The 553-nt window shown below is 34.5% G+C and carries 1 protein-coding gene; it reads right to left on the reverse strand.

The features are described 5' to 3' along the window. Positions 1–35: 35 nt before the first annotated feature. Positions 36–553: hypothetical protein (locus KCG35_RS26155; RefSeq protein ID WP_215822868.1), on the reverse strand; the 518-nt coding region annotated here is incomplete at its 5' end.

The raw sequence follows: 553 nt of genomic DNA on the forward strand, positions 1-553 counted from the left end.
TTCTCTCTTCTTCTTTTTCCTAATCAACATCAAATCTAGGGTGTCCTTTTCTTACCTTTCTTACCATAGACAATAGTTTTGTTCAATTCTTCATAGGTAAGCTGACTACCTTCAACGTTAGGTCTTACCATTAGCTCTTCAAAGCTTTCCTCACTAACCAGCTCTAATTGTTGATCAAAAACCAATATGCCATGCTCATATAACACAACAATTAAATTATCAACATTTAGTAACTCAAGATAATCATACCCCTCATTAACTAGATCAGTTCGGGACATTTTTACATAGTCCAAAAAAACTGGAGCAACACTTTGAACTTTAAAAATTGTATTAGAATCTGGGTTAATTAGTAGAGCTGCCGTTTCATCACTATTAAAGATAACGTCACACTTACCTTCTAGTTGGTCAGCATCAATATTCCTTTGCTGCTCAACCTCCCCTTCCCCACCATAAAAGGTAACTTCACGATTATCAAGATCAAAACTCCAAAACCCTCCTGAAGAAGAGGTAATTTCAAATTGTTCTTTACAATTAATATTCACAATATACCTAA

Origin of the sequence: Zooshikella harenae, assembly GCF_018837975.1 — a bacterium.
GTDB classification, from domain to species: Bacteria; Pseudomonadota; Gammaproteobacteria; order Pseudomonadales; family Zooshikellaceae; genus Zooshikella; species Zooshikella harenae.